The sequence below is a fragment of the Paenibacillus sp. Negev47 genome, assembly GCF_058313655.1.
Window position 1 is genome coordinate 1,894,049 of sequence record NZ_CM177754.1, and the last position, 20,500, is coordinate 1,914,548.

The 20,500-nt window shown below is 44.3% G+C and carries 26 protein-coding genes and 3 tRNA genes; 23 read left to right on the top strand and 6 right to left on the bottom strand.

Annotation, left to right across the window (positions count from 1 at the left end):
* Window positions 1-2: 2 nt before the first annotated feature.
* The 10 genes from AC4G47_RS08680 (at window position 3) to AC4G47_RS08725 (ending at window position 6,587) form a co-directional block, all read left to right on the top strand.
* The gene (locus tag AC4G47_RS08680) at window positions 3-866 is read left to right on the top strand and encodes an ABC transporter ATP-binding protein (RefSeq protein WP_145323112.1); all 864 of its coding nucleotides are present in this window, start codon (window positions 3-5) and stop codon (window positions 864-866) included.
* A gap of 20 nt (window positions 867-886) precedes the next feature.
* Window positions 887-2,338 (top strand): ABC transporter substrate-binding protein, encoded by a 1,452-nt coding sequence (locus AC4G47_RS08685; RefSeq protein ID WP_458123402.1) that lies wholly within the window; start codon window positions 887-889, stop codon window positions 2,336-2,338.
* A 105-nt stretch (window positions 2,339-2,443) separates the two neighbouring features.
* Window positions 2,444-2,635, top strand: a complete 192-nt coding sequence (locus tag AC4G47_RS08690; RefSeq protein ID WP_047843730.1) for a hypothetical protein — start codon at window positions 2,444-2,446, stop codon at window positions 2,633-2,635.
* A 71-nt stretch (window positions 2,636-2,706) separates the two neighbouring features.
* Window positions 2,707-2,780: transfer RNA gene (locus AC4G47_RS08695), tRNA-Met, on the top strand.
* Window positions 2,781-2,836: 56 nt separating this feature from the next.
* Window positions 2,837-2,910 (top strand) — tRNA-Ile (locus AC4G47_RS08700).
* 311 nt (window positions 2,911-3,221) lie between these two features.
* Window positions 3,222-4,775: a tetratricopeptide repeat protein gene (locus tag AC4G47_RS08705; protein WP_491105725.1), complete on the top strand. Its 1,554-nt coding sequence runs from the start codon at window positions 3,222-3,224 to the stop codon at window positions 4,773-4,775.
* Between the two features lie 56 nt (window positions 4,776-4,831).
* Window positions 4,832-5,011 (top strand): hypothetical protein, encoded by a 180-nt coding sequence (locus AC4G47_RS08710; protein WP_458123400.1) that lies wholly within the window; start codon window positions 4,832-4,834, stop codon window positions 5,009-5,011.
* Between the two features lie 169 nt (window positions 5,012-5,180).
* Entirely contained in the window at window positions 5,181-5,858 is a 678-nt protein-coding gene (locus tag AC4G47_RS08715) for a hypothetical protein (protein WP_491105726.1), read from the top strand.
* A 115-nt stretch (window positions 5,859-5,973) separates the two neighbouring features.
* Window positions 5,974-6,099: a YjcZ family sporulation protein gene (locus AC4G47_RS08720; protein ID WP_491105727.1), complete on the top strand. Its 126-nt coding sequence runs from the start codon at window positions 5,974-5,976 to the stop codon at window positions 6,097-6,099.
* A gap of 158 nt (window positions 6,100-6,257) precedes the next feature.
* Window positions 6,258-6,587 carry a DUF1904 family protein gene (locus tag AC4G47_RS08725; RefSeq protein ID WP_145323102.1) on the top strand — a complete coding sequence of 110 codons (330 nt, stop codon included), beginning with the start codon at window positions 6,258-6,260 and terminating at the stop codon, window positions 6,585-6,587.
* Window positions 6,588-6,627: 40 nt separating this feature from the next.
* On the opposite strand, the gene AC4G47_RS08730 is transcribed toward AC4G47_RS08725, so the two are convergent.
* On the bottom strand, window positions 6,628-7,854 hold the full coding sequence (locus AC4G47_RS08730) for an MFS transporter (protein ID WP_491105728.1): 1,227 nt from the start codon (window positions 7,852-7,854) through the stop codon (window positions 6,628-6,630).
* A gap of 143 nt (window positions 7,855-7,997) precedes the next feature.
* Window positions 7,998-8,192 carry a DUF6199 family natural product biosynthesis protein gene (locus AC4G47_RS08735; RefSeq protein ID WP_491105729.1) on the bottom strand — a complete coding sequence of 65 codons (195 nt, stop codon included), beginning with the start codon at window positions 8,190-8,192 and terminating at the stop codon, window positions 7,998-8,000.
* Window positions 8,193-8,499: 307 nt separating this feature from the next.
* Between AC4G47_RS08735 and AC4G47_RS08740 the strand changes: the two genes are divergently transcribed.
* Together AC4G47_RS08740 and AC4G47_RS08745 are read left to right on the top strand one after the other, a co-directional pair.
* Entirely contained in the window at window positions 8,500-9,648 is a 1,149-nt protein-coding gene (locus AC4G47_RS08740; protein WP_458123396.1) for a sensor histidine kinase, read from the top strand.
* 110 nt (window positions 9,649-9,758) lie between these two features.
* Window positions 9,759-10,241 carry a NucA/NucB deoxyribonuclease domain-containing protein gene (locus tag AC4G47_RS08745; RefSeq protein ID WP_491105730.1) on the top strand — a complete coding sequence of 161 codons (483 nt, stop codon included), beginning with the start codon at window positions 9,759-9,761 and terminating at the stop codon, window positions 10,239-10,241.
* Window positions 10,242-10,436: 195 nt separating this feature from the next.
* On the opposite strand, the gene AC4G47_RS08750 is transcribed toward AC4G47_RS08745, so the two are convergent.
* Entirely contained in the window at window positions 10,437-10,661 is a 225-nt protein-coding gene (locus AC4G47_RS08750) for a hypothetical protein (protein ID WP_091028538.1), read from the bottom strand.
* 207 nt (window positions 10,662-10,868) lie between these two features.
* Between AC4G47_RS08750 and AC4G47_RS08755 the strand changes: the two genes are divergently transcribed.
* Together AC4G47_RS08755 and AC4G47_RS08760 are read left to right on the top strand one after the other, a co-directional pair.
* On the top strand, window positions 10,869-11,318 hold the full coding sequence (locus AC4G47_RS08755; RefSeq protein ID WP_491105731.1) for a hypothetical protein: 450 nt from the start codon (window positions 10,869-10,871) through the stop codon (window positions 11,316-11,318).
* 235 nt (window positions 11,319-11,553) lie between these two features.
* Window positions 11,554-11,639 (top strand) — tRNA-Leu (locus AC4G47_RS08760).
* Window positions 11,640-11,715: 76 nt separating this feature from the next.
* On the opposite strand, the gene AC4G47_RS08765 is transcribed toward AC4G47_RS08760, so the two are convergent.
* The 3 genes from AC4G47_RS08765 to AC4G47_RS08775 all read right to left on the bottom strand — a co-directional run bounded on the left by AC4G47_RS08765 (window position 11,716) and on the right by AC4G47_RS08775 (window position 13,915).
* Window positions 11,716-12,996 carry a tyrosine-type recombinase/integrase gene (locus AC4G47_RS08765; RefSeq protein WP_491105732.1) on the bottom strand — a complete coding sequence of 427 codons (1,281 nt, stop codon included), beginning with the start codon at window positions 12,994-12,996 and terminating at the stop codon, window positions 11,716-11,718.
* 73 nt (window positions 12,997-13,069) lie between these two features.
* Window positions 13,070-13,489 carry an ImmA/IrrE family metallo-endopeptidase gene (locus AC4G47_RS08770; RefSeq protein WP_313958613.1) on the bottom strand — a complete coding sequence of 140 codons (420 nt, stop codon included), beginning with the start codon at window positions 13,487-13,489 and terminating at the stop codon, window positions 13,070-13,072.
* On the bottom strand, window positions 13,490-13,915 hold the full coding sequence (locus AC4G47_RS08775) for a helix-turn-helix domain-containing protein (protein ID WP_458123392.1): 426 nt from the start codon (window positions 13,913-13,915) through the stop codon (window positions 13,490-13,492).
* Between the two features lie 191 nt (window positions 13,916-14,106).
* On the opposite strand from AC4G47_RS08775, the gene AC4G47_RS08780 reads away from it, so the two are divergent.
* The 9 genes from AC4G47_RS08780 to dnaI all read left to right on the top strand — a co-directional run bounded on the left by AC4G47_RS08780 (window position 14,107) and on the right by dnaI (window position 20,406).
* Entirely contained in the window at window positions 14,107-14,313 is a 207-nt protein-coding gene (locus AC4G47_RS08780) for a helix-turn-helix domain-containing protein (protein WP_145323087.1), read from the top strand.
* 80 nt (window positions 14,314-14,393) lie between these two features.
* Window positions 14,394-14,660: a helix-turn-helix transcriptional regulator gene (locus tag AC4G47_RS08785; protein WP_491106672.1), complete on the top strand. Its 267-nt coding sequence runs from the start codon at window positions 14,394-14,396 to the stop codon at window positions 14,658-14,660.
* Window positions 14,661-14,715: 55 nt separating this feature from the next.
* On the top strand, window positions 14,716-15,855 hold the full coding sequence (locus AC4G47_RS08790; protein WP_491105733.1) for a ParB N-terminal domain-containing protein: 1,140 nt from the start codon (window positions 14,716-14,718) through the stop codon (window positions 15,853-15,855).
* Window positions 15,836-16,264, top strand: a complete 429-nt coding sequence (locus tag AC4G47_RS08795) for an ORF6C domain-containing protein (RefSeq protein ID WP_491105734.1) — start codon at window positions 15,836-15,838, stop codon at window positions 16,262-16,264. The genes AC4G47_RS08790 and AC4G47_RS08795 overlap by 20 nt, the downstream gene beginning before the upstream one ends.
* A 202-nt stretch (window positions 16,265-16,466) precedes the next feature.
* A complete protein-coding gene (locus AC4G47_RS08800) occupies window positions 16,467-16,739 on the top strand; it encodes a hypothetical protein (protein WP_491105735.1) in 273 nt (90 codons plus the stop codon).
* Between the two features lie 98 nt (window positions 16,740-16,837).
* Window positions 16,838-17,998 carry a hypothetical protein gene (locus AC4G47_RS08805; protein ID WP_491105736.1) on the top strand — a complete coding sequence of 387 codons (1,161 nt, stop codon included), beginning with the start codon at window positions 16,838-16,840 and terminating at the stop codon, window positions 17,996-17,998.
* A 7-nt stretch (window positions 17,999-18,005) separates the two neighbouring features.
* Window positions 18,006-18,413, top strand: coding sequence for a hypothetical protein (locus AC4G47_RS08810; RefSeq protein WP_241230735.1), 408 nt, complete (start codon window positions 18,006-18,008; stop codon window positions 18,411-18,413).
* Between the two features lie 27 nt (window positions 18,414-18,440).
* Window positions 18,441-19,466 (top strand): replication protein, encoded by a 1,026-nt coding sequence (locus AC4G47_RS08815; protein ID WP_491105737.1) that lies wholly within the window; start codon window positions 18,441-18,443, stop codon window positions 19,464-19,466.
* A 4-nt stretch (window positions 19,467-19,470) separates the two neighbouring features.
* Complete coding sequence (gene dnaI / locus AC4G47_RS08820; protein WP_491105738.1) at window positions 19,471-20,406, top strand: primosomal protein DnaI; 936 nt, start codon at window positions 19,471-19,473, stop codon at window positions 20,404-20,406.
* The last annotated feature ends 94 nt before the right edge of the window (window positions 20,407-20,500 follow it).

Sequence of the window (20,500 nt, forward strand, 5' to 3'; positions counted from 1 at the left end):
ACGTGATCCAATGCGAAGGACTTGTCAAAATTTTTAAATCCAGCGATGTGGAAGTCGTTGCCCTTCAGGGCCTCAACCTGACTGTCAATCAAGGTGAAATGATGGCGATAATCGGTAACAGTGGTAGCGGTAAATCCACGCTGCTGAATATTCTGGGTGGGCTTGATCGGCCTACTGCCGGCACGGCTGTTGTAGGAGATTGGGATCTGCTCAAAATGACAGATGCTCAATTGGTCGAATACAAACGTCATACCGTAGGGTTTATCTGGCAAAATAACGGTCGTAACCTGCTGCCTTATCTCACGGCATTGGAAAATGTGGAGACACCCATGATTCTGGGAGGCAAACGTGACCGTGCTTATGCAAAACAATTGCTCGAATGGGTAGGCCTTAAGGATCGGATGCATAACAAATTGCATCAATTGTCAGGAGGAGAGCAGCAACGGGTAGCGATTGCGATCTCATTATCCAATCGCCCCAAAATTCTGCTTGCAGATGAACCAACAGGTTCAGTCGATTCCGAGACATGTGACACGATCATGGGGATTTTCCGAAGAATGAACAAGGAACTCGGTGTTACAATTGTCATCGTTACCCATGACTTGACGCTTGCTGGTAAGGTAGACCGGATCGTTGCGATTCGGGATGGCTTGACGAGTACCGAGTTTGTGAAGCGTAACCCGAATCTGGATGATGAGCATAGCTTGTCCGAGGCGGGTATGCCAGACATCCATGAAGCATTCGTCATTATAGACCGTGCAGGACGACTTCAGGTGCCAAAAGAGTATCTGGAGGCCTTATCCATTGATAACCGGGCTACATTGGAATTTGACGGTGAACGTATTGTCATTACACCGCCAAGATAATATTAGAGGGGGAACTGGAAATGAAGAACAGTATGTGGGGAAAACGTGTGCTTGCTGTCATGGCTACAGCAACACTGGCACTGCCGCTGATTGCCGGTTGTACGGCAAGCGAGGCCAAGGATACGGAGCAACGTGTATTGCGCGTGGCTACAATGTGGGGAGGACAGGATGACAGTTACTTCCGTCAGCAATTTACCGATGCTTTTGAACTGACACATCCCAATGTAACCATTGAGATTGTAGCCGCCGTTGATCAGAGCAGCATGTATGGGTATGGCAACACGGAAGAACAGCAGGAAGTTCCGGATACGATGGAAAGTCTGAAGAAAATTATGACTGGCGATAACCCGGTTGACGTCATCGTTGCCGATACGTCTACAGTCAAATCATTAATTCAGGAAAATCTGGTAAAACAGCTGGACCCGTTGATGCAGGAAGACAAGTTTGACACCAGTGACATTGTTCCTAGTGTACTGGAGGGAATTAAAGACCTTGGAGATCAGAGCATTTATGCGTTAACACCAACGTTCTCCTCTTCGGCTTTGTTCTACAACAAGGGCATGTTTGAGAAAGCGGGCGTGGAACCACCAACGGACAATATGACGTGGGACGATATTTTCAATCTGGGTACACGGCTTACGAAAGGGGAAGGTAAAGACCATGTATTTGGTTTCTCCTTCACCACATATCAGGGTGGTTCGCCTTACTACTCCATGCAACAATACTACAGTTCTTTGCAGCTGAAGACATTCGACGACAAAGCAGAGAAGATGACAGTGGATTCTCCTCAATGGGAGAAAGTGTGGAGTACTATCAGCAAACTTGCGATTGACAAAGTGATCCCTAAAGGCGACGAACCACAGGATCAGGATCCAAGTGGACGCTATGATCCGGTTCAGGGTGATCTGTTTCTGAGTAGCAAGGCAGCCATGGTTATTGGTGATTATAGCTATATTAATCAATTAATCGATGCGAATAAAAATGCAGATAAAATGAAAGATTTTACGAAGGTAGATTGGGATGTTGTAACACCTCCAGTTCACCCGGAAGCTCCTGAAATTGGGGGAAGTATCTATTTGAGCAATCTCATGGCGATCAATAGTGCGGCGCAGAACCCGGATGATGCATGGGAATTGATCAAGTACATGAACAGTGAAGATTGGGCCAAGATCAAGGCACGCAGCAGTTATGAGATGGTATCCCGGAAGAGCTTCATTAAACCAAAAGATGGCTTGGATTATAACATTCAAGCATTCTACTCACTGAAGCCTATTCCGCCAACGAATACCAATCTGGATAAACTGTATCAGAAATCCCCAGGCTTATGGCAAGTAAGCGAAAAAGGGATGGAATATTTCAATCAAGTACTTGAGAACAAAAAGACACCAAAAGAAGCGCTTGGCGAGTGGGCGGCTAAAGGAAATGAGATGCTTGAGAAACTGAAAAAAGACCCTAAAGCCACGTTTCAATGAGATTTGATGATGTAGTCCGATCATGACGAGGATAGCCGCTGAAGATTTTAATCTTTGGCGGCTATTTTTATGTGAAATGGGGTATTCTACAAAAAGCAGGAATAAATGACGACTCCGGAAAGGACGAGCGGTATGCACTGGGTGTATTTCAGCAAGTTGTATGCAACCAAATTTCAGGCAGGATGTCTGGCCAAACGAATGGAGCAGGACGGATGGATCTATGGTCACAATGAACCGGCAGAAGTCGAAGTGTATCGTTCACGCAAAGGTCGTTATGGTGTACGTTTTATTCCCTGACATTACCCCTTGACTTATTAAGGTAGTATGGTGTATATTAATTAAGTCGCTGTTTTAATATTTCTTACTGACGCGGGGTGGAGCAGCCCGGTAGCTCGTCGGGCTCATAACCCGAAGGCCGCAGGTTCAAATCCTGCCCCCGCAATTTAGTTTCACTTGGATGATTCACAGCCATCATCTGCACGTTATACATTATGTCTAGGGCCCTTAGCTCAGTTGGTTAGAGCGGTCGGCTCATAACCGATTGGTCACAGGTTCGAGTCCTGTAGGGCCCATACTCTTGAAACCCTTGCTGAGCAAGGGTTTTTTTCTGTCTTCATTTAGGTGCTTGCAACTTCTACGTTTAGCTTGAGCCTCCTGGCCCTATGTAAACTAGATCAATATCTTTCTTAAATGAAACAGATCATAGGCCTGCCCTCAAAAGCAGGTTTTATTCTTGTTGAAGGGGAACACTGAACTCCATCGAGTAGATAAGGTTCTATGATATAATACATTACAGAGATTGGAATGGTATTCGATAATAAAGTAGTACGTGAACATCTAAGAATCTTATGAAATTATAGATAGAAAGCAGGTTTAACGTTTAATGACGTCAAAAGAAAGTCAACGTTTTCGTTACAGTGAAGCTCCGGTCTGGGATTGGCAACGAGCTTATTATGAACAGAAAGGGCTAGAGGCATGGACTGAGAATCAGGTGCCTCAATATATCACCAGTAATCCAATGATTGCAACGGCGTATGCAGAGATGATTTTTGGTTTTCTCCAGGACCTCGCGAACAAGGGGCAGATCACTGAGACCGTGACCATTCTGGAACTTGGGGCGGGAGTAGGGCGTTTGGCACATCAAATCCTCGTTAAACTGATCGAGTTAAAGGATTTTGCCGGAATAAAGTTACCTCCATTCAGATATGTGATGACTGATCTTGTAGCGGAGAATGTGCTAGGCTGGAAAGAGCATCCATCGATGCAGTCCTTTATTCAACAAGGCATATTGGATTTTGCGCGTTTTGACGCTGTAGAAGATACGGAGTTAAAACTGGTCGTCGCAGGTACGGTTATTCAGCCGGGTAATCTGAAACAACCGTTGTTGTTGATTGCCAATTACTTTTTTGACAGCATCCCGCAGGAACTAATCTACATTGGGGATGGCGAGATATATGAGTGTGATCTGCTTGTTCAGTCTCCGGATCATCGTGAACTTGATCCCGCTGAGATGCTGAAGAATATGACGCTGAGTTATGAGTATCGCCGGGCGCCCGAATACAGTGCAGATAACTATCCGTATTCGGAGCTTATCACATTGTACAAGGCGGAGCTGGAGGATTCACATATTCTTTTTCCTGCCATCGGCTTGTCCTGTCTTGAACGCTTGAACAAATTGTCACAGTCAGGTTATGTGTTGATTACCGCTGATAAAGGGGATCATCGGCTGGATAACTGGAAGTTCGCAGAGCCACCTGAATTCGTTCTTCACGGGAGTTTTTCTCTAACAGCCAACTACCATGCGATTCAATATGTCCTGGAACAACAGGGCGCCCATACTCGATTCACGACACATCATTATAAAGATCTGAATGTTGGGTGCATGTTGATGGTGGAAGAACCGATGAATTATGTGAACACGCGGTTAGCCTATCATCGATTTGTTGAACGTTTTGGACCGGATGACTTTTTCAGCATGAAACAATGGGTAGACTCTCGAATAGAGAGTATGGAGTTGAAGCATATTTTACCGTTTTGGCGTCTGGGCGGATATGATGCTGAGTTCTTGATCCACAGTGCTACGCACATTTCCAGTCTGCTTCCTGATGCAAGTGATGAGGAAATGCTCGATATTCAGTCTGGGATTCATACGATGTGGTCGTCCTACTATGTGATGGAGCAGCAAGGGGGACTGGCATTTCTGGCGGGGCAGTTATTATATGAGATGTATATGTATGAGGATGCCAAACGGTTTCTGGAGATATCGTTGGTTGCAGATCCGAGTAACCATAATCCGGCAGTTTTGTACGATTTGGCTGTGTGCTGTTATGAACTTGAACTGGAAGAAGAAACCCTGGCTTATACCCATAAAGTACTGGCCCTAGAACCTGATCATGAAGAAGCAGCAGCGTTACTCCAGAGTTTCGAGTTGATCTAAACAACAACATAATCGTAGTCTTATCTCCGTATGTATCAACAGAAGGAGACAGGGCTATGAAGAAATTGTTATCCGTTGTATTGTATCCATTGGCTTGGGTACTGGGGGCACTAAGTGTTTTATCAGGAAATGCAATCAGTGTGGCAGACAACGCTCTATTGGTGAAAGATATCGCTACAGATCGAAGCTATGATGGACAGGCTATATATGATAATATTGAACGTAGAAATGTCTAACTACATACCATTGAACTGTAAAGGTAATTGTGTCAGCGATTAATGGCTTTAGAACAATTACTCTTGAAGCGAAGTACGATGAGCAGGAATCTGTTCGTACAACCTTTAAGCCGGTTTCGTACCTTATTTGGGTATGAACCGGCTTTTATTATTGAAGGGGGGATGCCAGTTGAAAATTATCATTGGACAACCGAGGCTCGAACAGCATTTGCTACAGCTTGAAGCCGAACTCAAGCAACACCCTGATGCAGATGTATTGTTCTTTCCTGAGGGTTATCTGAACCAGAATGTTGAAGAAGCTTGCCGCCTTGCGGCTGAATACGGAACCATGATTGTATCAGGTCACCGCAGACTGGACGAACGTCCGAAGGACCGATCCATCATCATCAATAAGGCCGGAGAGATTGTCTTGGAGAAAGCCAAATACACACCTGCTGAAGTGGTTGAAGAACAAGGGTGGGTGATTAGAACTGTATTATGTGATGAGCTGGTGCTGCAAGGATTTCGCAACGAAAATATAGGACACGTGGACATCATTATGCATTCGATTGGTGTGGGCATGTTCAGTGAAGAACAGTATAGCGAATGGGTCGAAGCGGCTCGGCAGATTGCCTTGCAGCATCAATGCGTCGTCATGGGGACAAGCCATGCGGATGGTTCCTACCGCGATAGCGAGATCTCTATTTCCATCGCCTATTGTATAGCGCCCGGCGGAGAGGTTGTTTTGGCATCTCATAGTGATACATGTACTCGTACGATTCTTCTGAATAGAGGAGAAGATTTAGCTCCTTCAAGTCACACGACGCAAGAAAACCAAATTAATATCACTGTCAGTCCATCCGCCTAAGCATCGAGCTTGAATCCCGGATGAATAGGCTGATGAACTTGCCGAATCGCCCGGTCACTTGTGCAGAATACGCATATGTTATGGCATACCTTGAAATTCAAAGGAGGCCAATCAAATGAGTCAAGTTGGATACGGTTATGGTGGTCATGTTGGAGGATTTGGCGGCGGATGGACTTCTACAAGTGCAATTCTCGTACTGTTCATTCTGCTCGTAATCATCACAAAATCTTTCTGGCTGTAAGTCACGTATAGAATCGTGCAGGCAATGGCTCCGCTGAGACTTCAGCGGGGCTTTTCCTATTGAATCAAGCGTACTATGACATTCGTGGCATTTGACAACTGAAAACAATGTGCTTAAAATCACATAAGAGACTATTAACAGAGATTGAAGGGATAGCAATGCCGTTTATTCGCTTTAAAGGATTCACAGGTCCTCAGCTAGAGGAAGTTGTACCCCAAATTACAGAGCAGATGGCCCTTATTACTCATATTCCACGGGAGAGAATGAAGGCAGAGCGTCATGATGTACAGGCGCTAACACCTTCTCCAGCTTCTATAGAGATTCTGATGTTTCAACGTGATCAGGAGATTCATAACCGGATTGCATCGTCGTTGCAGGCTATTCTGGAAGAAGCATATATGCCGGATGTGCATATTTTCTTCAATATATTGTCACCCGCTTTGTATTATAAACAAGGTAAGCCGCTGACAGATTATCGATTGGATTGAGATTGTGAGAGACGAGCAGATGGTTGCTCGTCTTTTTGATTTACATATATTTCGTATGTTTAGCGATGTGCTGCTTTCTGTGAACCCGGCTCAACGATAAAGAGCATCGCGCAGACACGATAAACAAGGCTGCACCAATAAGGTATACCCATCGAACGCCCAGTTGATCAGCGACTAGACCGAAGATGACGATGGAGATACTCATGACTGTAGAGATCAAGATACCATGTGCGGCGTATACCTTGGATAGGGATTCGACAGGGGTACTACTCTGAAGCGCTGTCTGCTGAGCCGCATTACGAATCTGATAAACTGGACCCATAAGTAGGCATAACACCAATGCGAGCCAAGGCAGGCTGTTTAGACCATAAGCAATGGTCATCAGGCTGAAGAGAAGCGACCCCATGGTCATGCTGGCGATCAGGTGCTTCTGAATCCATTTGGCCAGAGCAAGAGCCAGAATGCCACCAAGCAGGGTTCCAACAGCGTAACTGGAGTTCATGAGTCCCCACCAACCTTCTCCTCGTCCCAGTGCTTCTTTCGCAAAGGCCAGTGTAATAGCACCAATCCAGACGGAACTGGCCAGACCCTGGGCAATGTCCATAAGTGTGATCAATCGTAAGGATGGGTTCTTCCAAAGCATACTCCATCCTTCTCGCAGGACATCTCGCTTGACGGTAGATTTCTCGGGCTGTTCTACAATATCCCGTGTGAGGGAACCAAGGGTAATCAGGAAGATCAGAACGGCCCAGGACAGGCTTGTAGCTGCCCAGAATATCTGTGACGCACCCCAGTTCATCACCGCGAATCCTGTCATGGCATACCCGACAATGGTGACAGTCTGATTGGAGAATGAGAGAAGGCTGTTGGCCTTCACCAGGTCTTCTCCCTGAACCAATCGCGGCGTTAGGGCATTCAGTAGCGTAGATTCCCATCCTTCCAAAAAGGAGAGAAGGACAACACCCATCAACAGAAGTGGCAGTTGTGTGCTCAAGTGAGTTAACGAAATCGCGATTCCAGTCATGATGAATGTTTTGACTACGGGAATGCCGATCAACAGTCTGGAGAATGGGAAACGGTTCACAAGTAATGGTAAAGTAAAGCCTGCTGTTATATGTACGATCATCCGAATGAATGGAAACATCGCAGCATAGAGTACCGATCCAGTCTGACCGTAAATATACGTAGTGATGACCATGATATATATGATATTAATAAGCGTGAGCAGCGTTTTGGCAGCCCAGTACGGATAAAATGCGATGTTCATGCCAAGATGTCCTTTCCGAAACGATATGTCTATATTACGGGCATTGTCATCTTCGCACCACAAACAAAGTTATCATTTTCCCGTCATTTCAACACAAAAAAAGAAACTGCCCAATAGGACAGTTGTCTTCGGATTTCTATAGTTCATGCCATAGTCAGAGTGAAGGCGATAAGCAACATCAACAAGCTGGTCATTCTGACCATAGTCATATAAGGCCTGCTGGGCTCAGTTTCACCCCGGGAAATCCAGCCATACCGTAGATACCAGCCGAATTTTGGGAAACAGAAATTGATGATGCACAGGATCATGAATATAAAAAAGAAGGTTCTCATACCCATCTTCCTTTCTTGACTTACATAACAGATCTCATCTCAACGTTTGCGTCGGGTAAAGAAGACTACAATCAGAATAATAATGATGATAATTAACAGAAATTTCATTTGTGTTCCTCCTGATGACAAGTTTAATTAAGTCGAATGTTAGTTATGAACTATTACCCATGAATCACATCATTTGAATAACTGTGTTACAATTAAATTATATTGGTTTTATATCAACACATACCATTTGGTTAGTTGTATCTTCATATTAAATACGAAAACGGAATATACAAACAGTAACGTGTATGAGATGAAGGAGGAAGGCATGAGCCAAAATAATCAACTCTCATTACAATGGGAATTTATCATCTCGAAAGTGAAATCCTCCGTGACGGTGGTCGATGCCACCCTGCCTGAGCTTCCGCTTATGTATGTAAATGAACATTTCACCCGGCTGACAGGATACACCTATGAAGAGTCTGTTGGACAGAATTGTCGGTTTTTGCAAGGACAGGACACAGACCCCGAAACAGTAATGCAGATTCGGGATGCATTAAAAAAGCAACAGTCCATTAAGATTGATATCTTAAATTATACAAAAAGTGGCCAGAAGTTCTGGAACGAACTGAATATTGATCCCATCTTCAATGAATCCGGAGAGTGTCTGTATTTTGTAGGCATTCAGTACGATATTTCTGAACGAAAGTATGCCGAGCAGCAGTTGAAATTCGCGACTTCCATGGCTGAGATGAACAGCAGAGGACAGTTGGAATTCATTGGCAAGCTGAATCACGAGCTTCGTACCCCGCTTAATGGCATTATGGGCATGATTGAACTTGCCAGTATGGGTGAAATCAACGATGAGCAGAAAGAATATCTGGAGCTTGCACGTCAATCGGGTGAGGCGCTCCTGAACATCATTAACAATAGTCTGGACATGGCGAAACTCGGCAGAGGGAAAATGGCTGTGGAGAACATTGAATTTCAGCCTCTGAAACTGATTCAACAGATAATGAAGACACATGAGCCTGCAGCACAGGATAAACAAATACGTCTATTCTGTCACGCTGATCTGAATGTTCCTGATGTGCTTGTGGGTGATCCGCTAAGACTTCGCCAGGTACTGGATAACTTGCTGAGTAATGCGATTAAGTTTACGGAACAGGGGGAAGTGCAATTACAGGTGGATGTCAAGCAACAGTTGATGGACACCGTTGTATTGGTATTCTCTGTACGTGATACGGGAATCGGTATTCCTCAACATCATATGGAACAATTGTTTGATGCATTTACACAGACAGACATCTCCCATGCACGCCGATTTGGGGGAAGTGGGCTTGGTCTGACCATCTGCAAAGAGCTGCTGGAACTGATGAATGGTCAGATTTCGGTGGAGAGTACCGAGGGGAAAGGTACACAGTTTGAGGTTACACTGCCATTGCTGCGCCAACAGGCCATTCCCAATGTAGGATAATCATTCCATCAGAACAGCCGGGCGGTCTCGGCTGTTTTTTTTATTGTATTGTATTGTTTTACGAACGGGCGTTCTGATATAATGCAAGTGGTGAATGGGGGAGACACAGCATGAGTAAGAGACGCACAAGACGAACACGCAAAGGTAAGCAAGGCTTCAAAAAGCAGATACGGACGTTGGTAGCAATGCTGCTGGTAGCCCTCTATGCATGGGCTGGGGGAGAATGGCCAGAGGAGATACCTTCTCCATTCGGGGGGACTAACAAGAGTGTGGACCATACCATTACGTTCCCTTCAGAGCGCTATCCCGAAACGGCCAACCATATTAAGGCTGCCATCAAGGCAGGGCATTCGGATGTATGCACCATTGATCGTAGTGGAGCCGAAGGGAATCGGGATTTATCACTCAAGGGCGTTCCGGTCAAAAAGGGTAAGGATCGGGATGAGTGGCCGATGGCGATGTGTGCAGAGGGTGGTACGGGTGCAGATATCCAGTACATTACCCCGAAGGATAATCGCGGTGCAGGTTCTTGGGTAGGGAATCAGTTAAGTACATATCCAGATGGAACACGAGTGAAGTTTGTAGTGAAGTAACGACAGGGTATGGGTGAGCAGAAAAAAGGATAGTAAATCCTTCATTGCGTGGCAGTGGCAGCATGGTACAGGAAAAAGTGAAGAGAAAAACCAGACGTTCAGGCGTCTGGTTTTTCTGGTATAAAGTGCTGGCATAAATGGATCTTGCTGACGTATCTATACAAGAACTGATTTTCTATATGATTATAGATCCGACTAAACGAGTTGCATTCCGCTTAAATGATGAGACCGGATACTTAACAGACGCGTAACATGTTCAACCTCATCGAACGGTATCCACAGATTGCCGTGAACGGTACGTAAAGAGAGAATGGATGTATCGGCAGTACGCTCGGGAAATCCGGTTACCGTCTGACCGCTTGTATTACGAACCATGATCTGTTGTTTGCGCCGGATGGCAATTTCTACCTCTTTTTTCATAAGTCATTGCTCCTGATTATGAGATGTTAAATCCATATGTCAATGTTTTCAATGGTTAATTTGACTTCTTTATCTAGTCTATCAGAACTAGGTATAGATTTCCAGAAGAGAAATCAATAATTCTATAGGTGATTTGTCTTAGCTATGGTTCAGCCGTTTTTGAATGGGGGTTACGGGGTTATATTAGGATAAAAGGAGGGGAACGGAATGACACAATTGATGATTGGGCTGGCCCGTACCGAGAACGAGGCGATATTGATGCTGAATCAGGTGAAAGAGGAAGGCATTAAGGATAAATATTTGGGAGCGGTGGCGAAGGAACAGCTTAATCTTGAGCTGGTGAGCGAGAAGACAGGTCTGCCCAAACCGTTGAAAGGTGCTGGAACAGATGGTGCCTTTGGTGCTCTGAAAGGCATATTGGCTGGTCTGGGGAAGCGAATGGATCAGACGATGTCGATCGGAAATGCAGTACGCAGGCTCGCTGGCAATGAGATTGGGAGTGAGACCGATGATTTGGTGCTAACACTAACGGAAGCAGGGATCTCGGAAGAGGATGCACGGTACTATGAAGATTGGCTGTTAAAGAACCATATTCTGGTTATCGTGGAATGCAGTGAGGATGAAGCTGCTCGCGTTCGACCCATTCTACTTTTTTAGTTTAATTTAAGGCTGATTTTAGGTTTCTTTAATGTTGGGGAGGTATTCTTATCTTACACCTCCCTTAATATAGATTGGTTTACCGGAAGTCCGGGACCGCAACTCGGACTTTCTAGGCACTGTGAGCTGACGCTTGCAGTGCCTGTTTCATTTTTTTATTATTTTCAATAAAAGGTGTTGCAAAGTTAATTCATTCATGGTAAGATATTTCTTGTCGCCAAGAAATAATATCCATGCCGGGGTGGCGGAATTGGCAGACGCACAGGACTTAAAATCCTGCGGTAGGTGACTACCGTACCGGTTCGATCCCGGTCCTCGGCATCCATTAAGAAAAGGAAACTCCTTGATACATAAGGGGTTTTCTTTTTTTTTTATAGTCTGGATTGAATTGCTTGAGTCACAGAGATTGAGCGTCTTTTTTGCCGTTGGGGACGGATTGGGGACGAGATTTAGGATCGAAGACATCGAGGTGTGCTGTTGTTTTGCGACTTAATTTCTTGGTGACGTGAGCATATGTGTCTGTGGTCACCTGGGATGTCGAGTGTCGTAGCCGATGTTGGATCTCTTTAATAGATGCACCCTGTCCAAGCAAATAGGTCGCATTTGTATGCCGAAGACCATGTAGGGATACATTGCGGAATCCATTCCGCTCACACCATATTGTCCACTGTTGCGATGGGGAAGTATGATAATAAGGTTTACCAGTCCCTGCATGGAATACAAAGTTTCTATCTCCGCCTTTCCATGTCCCCGCTGCTTTAGCTTCAAAGCGTAATTTGCGCATGGCTTTGATGTGTGTTGCCAATTGCTCCATATACCATTGTGGCATATCTACATAATCTTCGGATGCTTCGTTTTTTGTATCTGTAATGTCCGCCTGTCCGTTTTCTGTATTTGAAATGCTTTCATCGATACGCAACCGGTTATTTACAAAGTCACAGTCGTCTTCATCTAAAGCGATCAGCTCCCCTCGTCTGAATCCTCCAATAATCGCTCCTAGGAAGTAGAGTCTCCAGCGCGTGTCGCTCTTTACTAACGTTTCAATGACCTCAGTGGCTTCGTCTTCCTCGAAAAAGTTCTTACGGTCTTTCTTTGCCTTTTTGTCTTCCTTGCTTATCTGGGGGCGCTGTACGCCTTCTAGTGGGTTCTTGCTAAGGACGCCCCATTCTACAGACCTTTTGAAAATACTCATGGTCACATCATAAACATATTGAATGGTTCGAGAACTAATGGTTTCTTTACCGCCTCGCTTATCAATCCGCGCGCCAGGTTTACGCAAGTCATTAAATAATGTCACCAATCTCATTGTAGTGATCTCATCAAGTTGTAAGTGCCCTATGACGGGAACAACATGATGATTGATCTTGGAGCAATGTGACAGATATGTGGTTCGCTTTAGTTTTGGCTCACCGTATTTAAGCTTCCATTCATTCTCATAAAATTCTTGAAAAGTAAGCTTAGAGGGCGCAATGTAATTGCCACTCAATACTTCTTGTTTAAACTTCGCGAGCTCGTCATCCAAATAATCTTTTAGTTTCTTAGTTGTTTTCAGCAGTGCTTTATCCTCAACAGTTATTGTCTTTCGAGGACGATTTCGGCTGCCGTCATTATTAAGTCCCAAATCTACGGTCAGTCGCCACTTGTTTTCCCCTCGTTTTTCTATACTTCCTTTTGCCATCTGTTTTCCTCCATTCGAACGTCAGTTCTGTTTTTGTGTATGGTAAACAGCCTTGCGGCTGGAAAGCGCAAAGTTACATTTCTAAGTTATGAAGCTGTTTCGGTATGCCGCATCTCAAGAGGTATGTTTCTTCTGTTTCTCCTGGCTCGCGCTCAGTGAGTTGTGTTAACAGTTTTACAGCAAAAATATTTGCCTGTCGTTCGAATTTGCCTGTATTGAAGAAAGTATGCTCATCAATCCAGAATTGGCTTAGGCCCGAATGAAGTCGATCGTGTCCAAGTTCATGAGCACACACTACACGTTGCCACTCTTCAGGCAAGCCGTTATGTATAACAATAAATCGCCTTCGCAACCGTCTGTAGTACAAGCCTCTCGTACCGGGTCCGAATTCCGCGTGTTGAATTATTATATTAAGTCCTTTAGCTATTACAAAAGGATCGTTGGTCTTGAATCTGCGAACGAGCTTGCGAATGATCTCATCCAAACCGGTCACCTACTCTTCGTCTTTAGGGGTTGCCTTTTTCTTACGTCCATAAGTTTTCTTGTTTAGCTCTTTAGCTTCCCAAAGTAGCCCGGTAAGAATGTCCATAGCTCTCTGACGATTTTCATCTGTAATTGGCACCCCATCAAACAAGACAGGTTGGTCTTCTTCAAGGATTTTCTTAATATCGGCTAAGTCTTTAGCTGTGGCCCATTCTGGAGCGTTGTGAGTAGTGTCTTCACTCTCAGTGAAGTGGTCAAGCGGCTTGTTAAAATAATCGGCAATTATCTTAATCAAGTCAATCTTAGGACTTTTTGTTGCTCCGTTCAGAATCTTAGTGAGTGTTGTATAAGGTATACCTGTGTCTTTAGAGACTCTATAGGCGCTTAGATTATTCGAATCCATCAATTCTTTAATTTTATCTGACAGCATTAACATCACGACCTCCGATAGTATCACCTAAAAAGGATATAACCCAATACGGTTATAATAAAACAAAAAGAGGAGATATGTCAAGCTTAAGAGAGGATCAAAGAGTAAACATATAGTTTTATAACCTAAAACGGTGATGGATGAGTTTTACTATAACCTAAAACGGAGATATAGTGTGTTAAGGGGGTGAACACAACATGGGGTTAACAATCGGAAATAACGTTCAAAAGTTCCTTGACGAAAGAGGGTGGACGCCGTACAGGCTGGGTAAGGAAAGCGGTGTTTCAATGACTGTAATATATGGCTTGAAAGAAAAAAAACAGGGGCCAAACGCTGAAACGCTTGTAAAACTTGCAACTGCTTTAGATGTAACAGTTGATGAATTGGTAAGGGATCATCAATGACCCCAGTATACCATACCTCAATAGAAAGGAAATGTGAAATGGATAATCCCTTAGTTTTACTTGAGGCAGCAATTCGTTCAATGATATCCGAGCATGTAACTATAGCAGAAAATCGACTTAGGGCTGAATTCGCTGGACTGAGTGATAAAACTTTGGACGTAGCAGAGACGGCAGCACACATAGGGATCTCTGAAAAACTGATATACCGTATGTGTCAAGAAGGAAGCATTCCACATGAACGTTATGGGACATCAGGTTCCAGAAGACCTGTAATCAAGTTACGTCTTTCCGATTTGGAGGCATGGAGAGCTGAGCAGCGGGCTGCTAGTTACAAAAAAGGAAGCTGAATTTCGCTCTAACATGCCGATGAACTTCTATTTTCTGTTTGAAAGGGGCCTTATCTTGCTCATAGACATTAATAAAATTAAAGTCAGCGATCGTATCCGCAAGGACTTCGGTGGTATTGAAGAACTTGCACAAGACATTGATCAAAACGGACTTATCAATCCTATAGTAGTAACACCAGATTTTCAGTTAATTGCTGGAGAGCGTCGCTTGCGTGCTCATCAATATCTGGGACGCAAAGAGGTTGTAGTCCGGGTGATGGAAATCAGCGATTTTGAACATCAGCTTCGATTAGAAATATCTGAAAACGAGCACCGGAAAGAATTCACCTTCTCAGAGCGAGTTGAGTGGGCTAAACGGTTGGAGGATGTAGAACGCATCAAAGCTAAAGAACGGATGGCTGGAGGCAAGGAAAATGTTCCTGAGCATCCTGCTGGACAAGTCCGTGATATCGTAGCTGACCAAGCAGGCTTTGGATCAGGCAGAACCTACGACAAAGCTAAGTTCATTATGGAAAACGCCACACCGGAAATCATTCAGCAGCTTGATGCAGGGATCATTTCCACACATAAAGCTTATGTGGAGACAAAAGAGCGACTTGAAGCTGCTTTGCGAGATGCTGAGACTCGGGCTAACCAAGCCGAGCAGGAGAAGGAAGAACTCCAGCGGCGGTATAAGGATGCAATTCCAGCAGATCAGGTGGATGAGGCTGTAGCGGCGGCGGTTGAGCGGCGAGACGAGGAGACGGAAGTTATCCTGGCGCAGAAAGCTCAGGAAGCTGCTAAGCAGATTAAAGAGCGTGACCAATACTGGAAGGCAAGGCTTCAAGAAGGCGTGGAAGCTGAGAGTCTGAAAGTGGAGGAACTGAAATCTGGATATCAGAGGGCCAAAGAGGAACTTGAGGCAATCAAGCTTCAGCAACCTGACGACTTCGATGAACAGCATGCCGCAGCTCAGATGAAGAAAATGCGTTTTGAAGCAGATTATAATTCGGTACAAGTTAGCTATCATGTGAAGCAGTTTCTCCAGAAGGTTGGAATCACATCGTTCATGCTTGGTGCAGTATCTGGTGCAAGCACAAGTGAGAAAAAACGGTTGTCAGAAGGTCTTGATATGCTTCAATCCTTCATTGACCAACTTCGTCCGGCAATTAATTCAAGAAAGGTGGTAAATCCAAATGACATTGATGAATCCTAATCAGCCTGACTTCTTATCGGTTGTCGAAAGGCAGATGCAGTTAACAGAAGCTCAAGGTATGGCGATTCGCGGTTTGGTGGATGGCATCAAACATATGCAAGAGGATGTAGCAGAAAAGGTTGGAGAGGTCCAAATGATGGTTCAGGAGGTCCGGGACAGCGTAACGTTGACGGATGCTGAATGCTACCAACTCCAATCTCTTGTTCGCAAGAAATCTAATTCACTAACCAAGGATCGCTATAAAGAGTCAGATGAAAAGTTCAAGGACATGGTTGGCCGTTATCGCCGGATGATCTGGAGTAAGTTGAAAGAACGATTTGAAGTCGCGAAATACAGCCATGTGCGGCGTATCGACTTTGATGATGCGGTTGAGTTCATTAAGGAATTTCGTCCGGAAGATTATATCTGAGGGAGTTGAAACCGATGAGATTAAAATTCATGACGCTTGACGATTTGGCACGTATCTGGTCACACAAACCATTGCAACATGCAATTATTCAAAAAAACATTGCCAAAAAGAAATGATGATACGTGCTCATGAGTTATTGCAAACCAGAGTACTGCGAAGACAGATTAGAGATTTATGTGATACTGCGATTGATGCATTAGCAATGGAACGCAGCATCAAACCCATCAAACAACAAATTAAGATGCTCCGTAACGATCTTGAGGAATTAGAACGCTCAATCGATAAGAACGCAGAATATGAAGGACTAATCTGGAAAGAACCATCAGGCTATAAGGTTGAAGGGACAGTGATTGGTTTGTGTAAACACTGCGATAAAGAAGTGTTCTCGGGACAAAAATTTCCTGATCCAAAAGAAGAAGGACTCTTTTGTAACTACTATTGCAGAAGAGTCTACCGCAACAACAGTATCAAATGAGTCCTAAAGTTAATCGTGCTACCAACACGATCATTTGAAAAACAATTCAACGGAATTATATCACGGAAATTAAATAATGCAAATAGGAGGTCTGCTTCGTGAAAGGAAATAAGGATTTCACTGTATGGGGCACAAGTCTTGCTGTTAGAGGAGATAAAGAAATATCTCACCCCACTTTCATTAGCATGTTAGACATGATGAATGGAAGAGGCTTCACTATTGGATCAGATCCACATATAGATCGTAATTACTCACTTCTTTCAAAAGATCATTTTGCAGGAAGTAAGGGCGATCTGCTCTTCGTAGCAGAGAAATATAACTGTGGCGCAAAAATTGAGTTCTATCAAGAAATAAATGTTGAGAATCGAAACGGTGGAAGATACGACTTTGATAAATTCGATAAGATGTCGTATCTGCTGCAAAAACGATTCTTGGTTGAAATAAAACACATGGAACATTTTTTGATGAGTGAAGGATACTCTTGTGACACTGAGCCAGTTTTGAAAACGTCCCACGATAAGATATTTCATGAACTCAACTCACCAAGCAGACATTGGAGTTCAGAAAATCTTCCTGATTATAACGCTTTGGACAAGGATGGGAAGAGAATATCCAATGGCGAAGTGAAGTATTTCAGGGATCGAAAAGGAACGCTCATGCGCGGCACTGTCTATCACAATATCAATAATATGTGGTGGACTATTCTGAACAAAGACACGTACAGAAACCTGGCATGTTTCGAATTATTTGACCTTACAACAAAACCTGAGAACAGTGTAAGGAAACTGTCTAAGAGATCAGGGCATCACAATCCGAAATCTAGGTTTGTTCCCACTGAAGAAAATTTAAAACAATATAAGTCGTTAGCTAAGCAAGCAGGGAGATTTGGCAGAGCAGATTTAGCTAATAGAGTATTGACTTATCTGTATGAAATAAATTGGATGTCTCGTAAATTCGAGTTTATCAAGAAAGAAAATGGACGTCTGGGATTAGTAGAGACAGAAGGGAATCCATACTTCATGGGACAGCGTATTGGAGAAAGGAAGTATGATCCTCCCCAAGCAGTAAAGTTATACTCGCGAAACTTACCAATGTCGAGTACAGAAGCATCATGGATTACAGGACTGCGTGACTATGTTACAGGTGGGAAGCCCACTATTTCAAAATGGTTCTGTAAGGATGGAAACGGAGAAGGTGGACAGGCTTACCTTTGGCCGGAGGTTAGGGAACGATTACTCCATATTGGAGCGCAGGTATAAGTAAGGAGTGACTGCCTTGTCTCTACAAAAACAATATACATTAGGTGAGTTATATAGCCTAGCAGAACAGTGCAGTCACGATTATCCGGCTACACTGGCTCGGAAGATCGAGTTTTTGACCGAGGTACAGGTTATTTTGGGCCGTAGAGCTGCTGAAGCAGTGAGAGACTATAAACGTATCTACGCCCAGAGAAAGCGTGAGTACGCAGAAGCATACCTTGCTGCTGGCAAAGACAAGGCTCAGCGTGCGGAGCTGGCAATCATTGAGATTCGTCTTAAGGAAGCTGATGCTGAGGCAGACAAGGTTCGCTGGCATAACGCAGTGGAAAGTAATGATCAGGTTATCAATTCGTTGAAATATAGCTTGAAGGTTCTTCTGGCGGAATTCAACAATCCAGCCAGTGGAAAGAGATAGTAATCAGAATTTTCCGGGGTGAGGAGAGTGGCAAGTCCCCAGTTAAAGAATGGATTCATCGGGATTGCTAATGAAATATGGGATGAGATAATCAGCCGGAAGTTCACAGAAAGGCAACAAAAGATTCTCAAGCTGATTCTAAGGCTGTCGTATGGCTGCCAGAAGAAAGAGGCTGTTATCCCCCTCTTGAAGCATTTCGAACTATGTGGAGTACGCATACAGGACGCTAAAAAAGAGATCACTTACTTGGGTCAATGTAAGGTGATTTATTGGGATGGCAAACAGGTCTATTCTCTCAACAAAAACTATGATGAATGGCGTGTCAGTCTTGTGAAAGAGTGGGATCGCGAAAAATTTACAGAACTTATCTCTCTAAATATAGGCAGTAAAAAAGTTACGAAAAGTGTAACTCCAGAAAGTGAAGAACAAGATGGAAGTTACGAAAAGTGTAACTCCGAAGTTACGAAAAGTGTAACTGACGAGTTACGAAAAGTGGAAGTCGAGGGGAGTCCAATCCCTTGTGGCAGTGAGGCTGAAGGCACCTCTAAAGACATGTTTAAAGACAGTATTAAAGTTGGTTGTTGTTTAACTGATCCTAATTCCGTATTTGAACCATACAAGGGAAACCCGGATTCTGTTCCTAATACCGAAGCAGATACTGACTCTGATCGGGAGGTTTCCCAAACGGAATATCGTAATCAAGTGGCAGCTCGTTATCTCCAGAGAAGAGGCAAGGGACTGGAGATAACCTTAAACGATGAAGATGCGGTTAAACAGTTCATAGCTGAGAGGATTCCGCTCCAAACAGTTATCGATGGTATTGACCAATCGTTTGACAATTTTAAACCCAAGAACAAATGGGATCAGATACGAAACCTGAGTTACTGTGCAACGGTTGTATATTCGTTGCATGCCAAACGTGAAAAATCAAACACAGCCGAAATTAATATAGCTACTTCCGTACCAGATGCGCCGATTGAAACGGCATCAAACGTGACCGCAGATGATTTAAAAGAGTTGCTTGCTAATCTAAGGTCAAAGCAAGGAGTGTGAGTACATGGGCAGCTTTCAGGAGGAACTCAAGGCACTAATTCCCCCGAGGTTTGCAGAAAGACAGCAGGCAGCTATTCAGCAGATTGATAGCCATCCGGAAATTAAACGGCTCAGACAGGCCTATCCTGATCGCTCAGGAGACCTGACAAGACCAAGACGGTACAGGGATGTATCCGAACATTTGACTCAATGTGATGCATGCGCCACGTGCCCTGGTCTAATTGGCTGTCAGAACGTCCAGAAGGGTCATAGGAGCGTTGAAGAACCGAGCCCAGATAAACAGGACGAGTTGGTGTTCAGGCTTAAAAAATGCGAACTGTTGAAGTCTTACGAGCGGCAACAGGGCATAGGAGAACGAATTAAGAGTCACTTCATTCCTGAGCATATTTTGAACGCCACCTTTGACGACATTGAACCTGATCCTCCGAGGATGGCAGCTATTGCGGGAGCAGTGAAGTTTTGTAGTGAATTTGTTCCCAAAGAAACGGTACAAGGATTGTATTTGTACGGCCCAATGGGAGTGGGCAAGAGCCGTTTTGCCGGAGCTATCGCACGGGAGTTAGCTAAATGTGAAGTGGATGTCCTTATGGTGTACGTACCCGACTTTATCGAAGAGGTCAAGGATGCCATTGGTTCCAAGGAAAGCGTCGCGAAAAAGCTGGATGCTCTTAGAACCGCTCCAGTTCTCATATTGGACGATATCGGGGCAGAAGCCATGAGCGGATGGGTTAGGGATGAAATCATTGGCCCCGTGCTTCAGAGACGTATGGAACGGTTGCCGACCATCTACACGTCGAATCTGACCATCAAAGAGCTATTCAACCATTTTGCCAATGCCAAGGGTTCGCAGGATGATAAGAAAGCAGCCCGAATAATCGAGAGAATTGAACCATTTGTAAAGTTACTGCCTGTTGGCGGAAGAAATAGACGGAGGGGATAGTAGGATGTGTAAAACATGCGATGGCGCAAAGGTAACTTACCAATTTAAAGGTGCAATGATGATGTTGGGTCCTTGCCCAACATGCAATCCTCAA